Here is an 8,810-nt window from a genome sequence, read left to right on the forward strand (position 1 = left end):
GCGCTCTGCGCGCACGTGACCGCAGAAGGGCCGTCACCGCGCCAGAGGGGTCACCTCACCAGGTACGTGAAGTAGTTCGAGAGCTTCTCGAGCGCAGCGGCGGACAACTCGGGGTGCCTCTCGTGCATCACCTGCTCGACCTCTTCGCCGATGTCGACGAGCGACTTGTCCGCCCAGTCGATCCGGATCCTCGAGGTCTCGTCGAGAACCGCGCGGACCGCTTCACGAGCGGCATCCGTACCGAACCTGGCCTCGAACTCCTCGTCGTTCTGGCCCGGGTAGTTCTTGAGGAACACCACAACGGCTTCGCTGATGTCCAGATGTTGGTCCGTCATGACGGTGCCTTTCGGTCAGAGCTGCGCCCAGATGCCGGTGTCGGGGTCGAGCTGGCTGATGCTCGTGACATTCGGGTTGTCCACCAGCCGCGGGATCTCGACAGTCTGCCAGATGTTTCCCGGCCGCAGATCGCTGCCGACGACCGCGCGGACCTGTCCGCTCGCGTTCTCCGCGAACGCCGCGGAGGCGTCCTCCCAGAAGCGCACGGACTCCGGGTCCTTCTGGTTCCAGACCGGAAGCGGGTCGACTCCGTTGGCGGCCAGCGTCTGTTCCAGCGTCCGCCCGCCGCTTCCGGTGGCGATGTTCTCGGCGATGCCGGACCCGCCGGGCCCGACACCGACACCGTTGGCGTCCCGACCGGACCAGTAGAACGCCGTGTCCGGGTCCGTCCTGGTCAACGCGCGAAGCTCGTCGATGGAGGGGAGGCTGCCGGGCTCATATCGACCGTCCTGGCCGCGCACGGGATTGTACGGTCGGGGGGCCGCAGGAGTGTCCGGCGCGTCGTCGAACTTGTCCTTGTCGCGAACCTGACGCACGACGTTGTCGAGATGGTCGTTCATGTTGTCGGCGAGATGGTGGAGTTTGTCTCTGCTGTGCGCGGTTCCCTTGAGAACCGCTTGCCGCAACTCCCGGAAGACCGCTTTGGTCGCGCTGCTCATCAGTCGTCTCCTCCGAAGTCGAGCGCGGAGAACTCCGCGAAGAACGTGGAGGTCACCGACTGAAGGTCTGCACCATGCAGCTTCATCGTCGCCTGCGCATCCTCCAAGGCAGCCAGATCCGCATAGAACTCATCCGAATCCCCCGCGGTCGCCTCCACCATCGGCGCATCCAGGACCGCGTCGATCACCGCGGGCAGCTGCTCCGACATCGGCTCGATCGCCAACGGCAGAAGCTGATTCAGCAGCTGTTCCACGGCGATGTCCACCGCCGCGTTCAACAGCTTCTTCTTGACCAGCAGCATCGGCCCCGCACCGGCAGCGGTGAGCGGATTCGTCAGCATCGCAACCAGCGTGATCAACGTCGACGACACATCGACGATGACCTTCATCTTCAACGCGAAGATCGCCTCCGCACCGACATCCATCGCCATCGCAGCCGGCGGCATGATGTCGACCAGCTTCTGCAGATTCTGCGACCGGTTCGCGTTCCACGCACCCAACGTCGCCGGCCCCGTCTGCCCCCGCATCGCACCGGAGATATCGCCGTTGACCTTGCGATCGACCGCCTGGATCACATCCTCCAGATCAGTGCCCAGATTGCGGACCAGAACCGCGCCCTTGCGCACCTCGTCCTCATCGATGTCCGGCCACTCGAACCCGAGCTTCTCCATCACCCAGACCAGCTCGTTCGGCAACATCATCCCCACGGCCACACCTCCACTAGAGACTCTATGAGTCGCGAGCGAACGGTCGCGATGGGGAGAACAACCCACCCACCCGCGCTCATGGGATCGCTTCCCACTGCGCGGCGTCCCGGATCAGCCGAGCGGCGTCGCCGGTCGGCGTCGCGACGCCTGTCACGCCACGGTCGATGACGGTCACCAGTTGGTTCACGGCAAGGGGAAGAGCGACCGCGGCCTGCACGATCGTGGCCTCGATCTGAGCGAGAACCTCACGCGCCTCGTATATGTCGGCGGTCTGCGCGTACTGCGCGATGAGCTGGTCGCGGGCGGCATCGGCATGCCCGGAGAGTGAGGCCGCACCTGCGCTGCCCCACTGCGCGGCGATCTGCTCCGGAGTCTGCGGGATCGGCGTGCGGGCGATCACGGCGTCCCAGGCGCGCTGCGCCAGCGCGGCCTCGAAGTCCTCACTGCTGCAGTCCACGACGCTCCACCCCGCCTCTGCGGCAGATTCCCGGAGAGCGGCGAAAGCACCCGCACCGAATTCGCTGGCCCGGTCGTAGAGCACGCACACCGGTGACCGGTCGGCAACTCCGGCGGACTCGCGTTCCCGCACCGGGTCATCGGCCGGGGACCCCAGCGCCACGGCGAACCCCGAATCCTCGTTGACGATGTCGTAGGCACGCGATCCCGGCGCCGACAGCATCGATGCCGTGCCGGTATAGGCCGACGCCCACAGGCCGGAGCCGCGCTCCACCATCGCCGGCGCCGACGTCGCACGGATGAACGCGGCGCGCGCCGGCTGCGAGGCGAAGATGCCGCCGGGGCGCAGCAGCAGAGCCCACGCTGTCCCGTCATGCGACGTGTTCACGGTGAAGTCCTTGCGCTCGAGTTCCCGGATGGGCCCGCGAATTGCGGTCGTCGGTGCCACGATCGCCACGTGCAGCCGGCCGCCGACGTCCGCGATCGGCTGGTCTCCAGGAGGCACCAGCTCGATCCGGGCGACCTTGGGCGTCACGGATCCGCGGAAGGCGGGATTGGGGACGAGTGTGACGCTCTGCCCCTCTGCCTCGTCTCGGACCTCGTCGACGAGGAAGGGCCCGCTGGAAAGCAGCAGGTCGGGGGCGATCTCGTCGCCGGCGGAGACCGTGAAGCCGTCGTTCCAGACCTCGGCGATGTCCTGGAGCACCGCCCGGTCCTCGTCCTGGATCGCCCGGATGACCGCCTGTTTCGCCTCCATCGCATCGTCGATGCCCAAGGCGCGTCGGCCGATGACGTGCGCCGGCACCGGCACCGTCACGGCTTGCTGCCAGCCGGTGACCGGCGGCTCGAACGTCACATCGATCGACCGGGCGAACTCGTCGACTGACGGAACGTCGGAGTCGGCATCCGGCTGGGTCTGGATCGCTCCGGAGTCCCCCTCCGGAGCGAAGTACCCGGCGGCTGCCGCCCAGCCCAGCAGAAGGTCGGCCGCGTCCAGCGGGATGCCGTCCGACCAGGCCGGCTCAGCAAGGTCGTACCGCACCGTGAACGGGTCGTCCGCGAGAATCGCGACGGTGCCGAACGATTCGTCCGCGACGAACTCCCCCTCCCGCACGTGGCCGAACCCGCCTCGGATCGCCTCGGCGATGGCGATGTTTCCGGCCGTCGGGGATGCGGCGGCGTTCGCCGATGTGAACGGACCCGCCCACCCGACGGTGATCCGGGTGCCCGGCACGACCGTGTCCGGCAGCCCGGGGGCGCACGCCGTCAGGCTTGCCCCGAGGCTTGCCGCGAGCAGGAGTGCGAGCGGTGCGCGGAAACGGCGCCGCGTCATGAGATCGCAGTCATACGAGGGCGGTCATATGAGGTCGGTGCCGTCTTCGCCTTCGACCAGCGCACGGAAGGGCTCGCTCTCTTCGCTCTCCAGCCACGCACGGGCATATTCCACCAGCAGGGCCGGGGAATCCTCCGCCTCCGCGGCGGTGGCGAACGGCCCGAGGGTGTCTTCTGACGGGCGCGTGTCCGCGCGTTCCACCGCCCTGGCCGTCAGGTTGTACCAGTAGCTCTGCGAGTCGCTCATCGGCCCCGTGCTCCGCTCATCTGCCCCATCCTATTGCTCGCCTCCTGGTGCCCTGGCACGGACAGAGGTCGTGGCGCCGGTCCGAGGACCGGCGCCACGACCTCTGAAAGCACGCTGGCTCAGCCGCCTGCCAGCTCCGCATCCTTGTCGCGGATCGAGTCGGCCATCCGGTCGAGGGCCTGAGCCATGTCGTTCACGGCCTCAGCGGCGTCGTCCAGCGACGCGGTGAGCTCCGAGTACGCGGAGGAGTAAGCCTCGGACGCATTCTCGGTCTTGAATCCGTCCTGCACCAGGTCGTCGATGACACCCTGGAGTTCCTTCAGGGTGTCGGTGACGGTGCTGCGTCCATCGCGCAGTCGCGCCGCTGCGCTCTCCATCTCGCTGTACGTTGCCCCGAAATCATGTCCGGCCATGAGGTCCGCCTCCTGCGTTCGTCGTGTTCAGGCCCTGCGGCCTCTCTTGAATCGAGGCTAGCCAATGCTGGCCTTTCCGCACACGGGGAGTGGTACCCATGTCACCCCTGCCCATTCGAGCCCGCAGCCGGCACGAACGGGATCTGCATCGTCACCGCACGGCCCGCCTGCACGAAGATGCCACGGCCGACCGGGAAATCCGAGCGCTTGACGCGGCCGAACGCGGTCTTGAAGATCGCCTCCCCGTCGTAGGTGTCGGGTTTGAGCACGATGCCCTGCCGGCCGGTCTTCCATTCGCCGAGCACGCCGATGCTGCCGCTGGCGCGGGTGATCTCGGCTTCGCCGATGAGCAGATGGTCGCTGTTGTTCATCGCCTGGAGCAGCGCGCGCATCGGGCGATCCGCGGGACCATCGGCCAGGTGCGGCATGTCCTCCACGACGATCATGATGCGACCGCCCGGCGACTCGCTGACGACCAGCTCGGCCAACTCGGCGGCAAGATCCTTCTCCTCCTCGGGCCGCATGGCACTGCGCACCCACGGCCGGAAGTCCTTCAGCTCCGCGCGACGGCTGCCGAGGTGGTACATCTTCACGTCCGGATCGAAGCGCTCCATGGCGACCACGAGCGCCTTCAGAGCGTTCGTCCGCCCCGATGCCGGAGGACCCGAGATGACGAAGGAGCCGATGGGTTCGAATCCGTGCGGGGCGAGCGTGTCGTCGGCGACGCCGAACACCGGCATCCCCCCTGCCCGGGCCGGCATCTCGGAGACGGTGACCATGGTCGGAAGCGCGCCGATCTCGGGCAGGTCCCGCACACCCTCCTCGCGGAGCCGATCTCCGAGCGCGATGAGAGCCTTCGTCTGCTCGACGACGTTCATGGTGCCGCCGAGGACCGCGATCTGCGCTTCGTGACCGTCGACGACGGCACGCCCCGGAGCGGACTGCTCGTCCAGCACGTCTCGCGGGACACCCAGCAGCATGTACTGGCTGGGATCGCCCATGCGCAGCACGACACGACGCGATATGTTCGCCGCCACCGCGCTGGGAACCGCGTTGCCCCGGTCAGCGGTGATCACAGTGTGCAGCCCGAGTGTGCGCCCCTCACCGAGGATGCGCATGAAGATGCGGTAGAAGGGTCCCCGGCCCGGCGCGACCTCCCAGTCCTTCTTGAACTCGGGGTAGTTGTCGATCAGGAGCAGGATGCGCGGCATCCGCCGGTCCTTCAGCTCCCGGTACTCCTGGACGGATGCCGCGCTGGCAGCGGAGAAAGCCGCGGCGCGGCGATCCATCTCACCGTCCAGCGTGCGCAGGAGGCGCTGGATGCGGTCGACGTCCGCACCGTCCACGACCGAGCCGACATGGGGAAGAGACGCCAGCGCGCCCAGCGCCCCCGAGGCGAAGTCGAGGCAGTACACCTGCACGCGGCCGAGGTCCGGCCGCATCCCCGCCGCCGTGCCGATCGTCTTCAGCAGCGTCGACTTGCCGGATCCCGACGTGCCGTAGATCACCAGCGAACCGTCACGGTCCGGTGCGAACACGGCCGCTTGCTGCAGCTGCTTCTCCGGCACGTCCACCAGCGCCAGGGGGATGCGCGTGTCGCCGTCGTTCGGCAGATCCCGCAGGTCCACGAGCGGTGACAGGTCATCCAGCCACGGGCGCCGCGGACGGGGAAGGGCCGCCCTGTCGCTGGCGCGGATCAGCGTCGAGACGATGCGCTTCTGGTCGTTCGGACCGAGGTCTTCCAGATGCGCATCGGCGTCGGCGGGTCGGTCGGCCTCCCACTCATTGCTGGCACCGAAGCGCAGCTCCGCGACGCGCACCTCGGCCGCGGCGGAATCGTCCTCGGTGGTCCATCCGCCCGCGTAGGCGGACTGGAACGGCACGAGCCGCCCGGGACCGGTCTTGGCGATCGCCCGGCCGGGGACGGTCGCCGGGAAGGTCGCCGCCACGCCGTCATCCACCACGTCGCGCGAGTCGGATTCGTCGGCCATGCGCAGCGCAATGCGCAGATTCGTGTTCGCGCGCAGGTTGTCCTTGATCACGCCGGCGGGCCGCTGGGTCGCCATGATCAGGTGGATGCCGAGCGAGCGGCCGCGCTGGGCGATGTCCACGACGCCGTCGACGAACTCCGGCATCTCCGATGCCAGCGCGGCGAACTCGTCGATCACCAGGACCAGCGCCGGAGGGCACTCCGGATCCTGGCGCTTCTCGAGTTCGAGCAGATCCTTCGCCTTCTTGCGGTTGAGCAGGTGCTCCCGGTTCTGCAGTTCTGCCCTCAGGCTGGTCAGCGCGCGCCGCACCAGGTGCGGGCTGAGGTCGGTCACGAGTCCGACGCAGTGCGGCAGCTCGACGCAGTCGGCGAACGCGGAGCCGCCCTTGTAGTCGACGAAGAGGAACGTCACCCGGTCCGGGCTGTGCGCCGCGGCCATGCCCAGCACCCACGCCTGCAGGAACTCCGACTTGCCCGCACCGGTGGTTCCGCCGACCAGCGCGTGCGGGCCCTGCGTGCGCAGGTCGAGGACCATCGCGCTGCTCGGTCCCTGCCCGATGATCGCCCGAAGCGTGCCCGCCTTCTTCAGGCGCGGCCTCGGATTCGGCGAACGGTCCACGATGGTGTTGTTCTGCCGCCAGCGTTCGATGACGACCTGAGGATCCTCGGCGATGGCCGGATCGACCAGCTGCAGGAACATCACCGAGGTCGGGATGTCGGACGAGTCGTGCACGCCTGTGCTCGCGTCCACGACCGGAGCGAGGCGTCGCGCGAGCATCTCCATGTACGCGTTGGAGACCCCCTCCACTCGTACGTGCTCGAAGTTCTCGCCGTTGCGGACGAGACCGACCTGCGCGTCCTCGAGGCCCGCCGTGACATCGATGTAGCTGCGGCACACGGCGGGTAGCGACTCGACGGTGGGCGCGACGAAGACCGCGTGGACGCCGTGGTCGGCTCCGCGCTCCAGCACATCCGTGAGGCGACCGCGATCGACCGGTGCGTCGCTGGAGACGAAGACGATCACCGACACGGCGGGTGTGCTCTTGTGCTCGGATGCCGCGCGAGCCACGTCCGTGCCGTACAGCAGAGGGTTCCAGTCCTCCTTGAACGGTCCGCGGGGCTCGCCGCCCCCGCCCGCCGCCGCAGCACGCAGCACGTACTCCTCGAGGGTGCTCAGCAGCGAAGCGCTGGTCGGCGCGGAATCCGCGAGGGCCAGGTCACGGAAGGGGCTCCTGTCGCTGGAGGTGTGCGGCATCCATTTGAGCCAGTCCAGCTCCGGCGTCCAGGCCGAATCCGCGAAGGCGACGGCGACGACGTCGTTCGGGGCGTGCAGACCGAGTAGCTGCACCGCAAGGCCGCGCATCGTGTCCGCCACGGGACCTTGCGGACCTGCGATGCCGATGGAGCCGGCATCGCCGAGGGTTTCGAACACCGGCACGTCGTCGACGAACGCGTAGCGGTCGCGCAACCGGTCGACACGGTCGATGAAGTCGGGAAGGCCCTCGGGCGTCTCGGCGTCGTCGATGCTGTTGCGTGCCGGCAGCCGGCAGGTGCCGAGGCGCAGGCCGAGGAAGTTCCAGTGCTCCGGTCGTCGCGTCCACAGCATGGGGCCCAGGCGCATCGCATGATCGAAGATCTCGGCGACCGGCGGAGCCTCCGCGTTTCGGGCTCGCTCCTCCTCGGGCTTGCCGTGGAAGAAGTCCTCCTCGAGCTGCTCGTACTGCCGCTCGAACAGGAGGATCTCGTGGTTCTCGCCCTTCTTGCTCTGGGCTGCCTGGTTGATGATGTTCCCGAACGCCATCAACGGCGTCATCACGATGATCAGGAGCGAGCGGGGGTTGCCGTTCAAGGCATACAGCGCCATCCCCGCCAGGATCGGCGCGATCAGGATCGGCCAGGGGAACATCCTGCCGATCTTCTCCGTGGGCAGCCGCGGGATCTTGAACAGGGTTCCCGGGTAGCGCACCTCGACACGCGGGCTGCGGTTGAACAGCAGGCCGCCGCCGCGTTCGATGATCGGCTCTTCGGTCGCGGAGCCGTCGAAGGATCGCGCGAGGCGGAGGACGAGGGTGGTGCCGCCGATGATGAAGGGCTCACCCTCCTCGACCCGGACGCGCTGCACGGCGACCCCGTCCACGAGCACGCCGTTGGCGGAGTTGAGGTCGACGACCTCGATGTGCGTGCCGACTTCGAGTCGTGCGTGACGTTTGGAGACCATCGGGTCGGCCAGGACGACGTCGTTGCCGACCTCCCGCCCCAGGAAGACGTGGCCCGCCGCGATCGGGAACTCCTGGCCGGCCAGGGCGCCCGAAGTCGCCACGAGCACGCCGACGATCTCGCGCTGTCCGGCGAAGGCATGATCGGGGCCGTAATTGACGATGGATGCCGCGAATCCGGACCCGATCGGCGCCTCGCCGATCGGGACATCGGGCTGCAGCGGGATCAGTCGGTCGCCGGTCGGGGGCGCGACCGCGAGCGTGAGCACGTCCCCCTCCGCCACCGCGACCGACCGGGTCGGATCCGCCGCGGCGACGTGACGAGCCACATCCCCCGCGGTCGCGGTGGAATCGGTCGTGATGACGATGTCGACCGGATCACCTGCCTGACGATGCAGCGTCAGCTTGAGCCTCACGGCGTCTCCCCCGGTCCCGCCGGCACGCCGGCGATCCT

At 68.3% G+C, this 8,810-nt stretch carries 7 protein-coding genes; all 7 read right to left on the reverse strand.

Annotated features, from left to right (window positions below; all coding sequences use genetic code 11):
• Positions 1-50: 50 nt before the first annotated feature.
• Positions 51-335: a hypothetical protein gene (locus QNO12_RS12045; RefSeq protein WP_257503472.1), complete on the reverse strand. Its 285-nt coding sequence runs from the start codon at positions 333-335 to the stop codon at positions 51-53.
• A gap of 15 nt (positions 336-350) precedes the next feature.
• The gene (locus QNO12_RS12050; RefSeq protein ID WP_257503473.1) at positions 351-995 is read right to left on the reverse strand and encodes a hypothetical protein; all 645 of its coding nucleotides are present in this window, start codon (positions 993-995) and stop codon (positions 351-353) included.
• Positions 995-1,696, reverse strand: a complete 702-nt coding sequence (locus QNO12_RS12055; protein WP_257503471.1) for a WXG100-like domain-containing protein — start codon at positions 1,694-1,696, stop codon at positions 995-997. The genes QNO12_RS12050 and QNO12_RS12055 overlap by 1 nt, the downstream gene beginning before the upstream one ends.
• 82 nt (positions 1,697-1,778) lie before the next feature.
• Positions 1,779-3,491 (reverse strand): periplasmic substrate-binding domain-containing protein, encoded by a 1,713-nt coding sequence (locus QNO12_RS12060; RefSeq protein WP_257504028.1) that lies wholly within the window; start codon positions 3,489-3,491, stop codon positions 1,779-1,781.
• Between the two features lie 24 nt (positions 3,492-3,515).
• Complete coding sequence (locus QNO12_RS12065; protein WP_257504029.1) at positions 3,516-3,737, reverse strand: hypothetical protein; 222 nt, start codon at positions 3,735-3,737, stop codon at positions 3,516-3,518.
• Positions 3,738-3,856: 119 nt separating this feature from the next.
• On the reverse strand, positions 3,857-4,150 hold the full coding sequence (locus tag QNO12_RS12070; protein WP_257504031.1) for a WXG100 family type VII secretion target: 294 nt from the start codon (positions 4,148-4,150) through the stop codon (positions 3,857-3,859).
• 101 nt (positions 4,151-4,251) lie between these two features.
• A complete protein-coding gene (locus QNO12_RS12075; RefSeq protein ID WP_257504032.1) occupies positions 4,252-8,772 on the reverse strand; it encodes a type VII secretion EssC family protein in 4,521 nt (1,506 codons plus the stop codon).
• Positions 8,773-8,810 lie beyond the last annotated feature (38 nt).

Origin of the sequence: Microbacterium sp. zg-B185 (assembly GCF_030246885.1) — a bacterium.
Classification (GTDB): Bacteria; Actinomycetota; Actinomycetes; order Actinomycetales; family Microbacteriaceae; genus Microbacterium.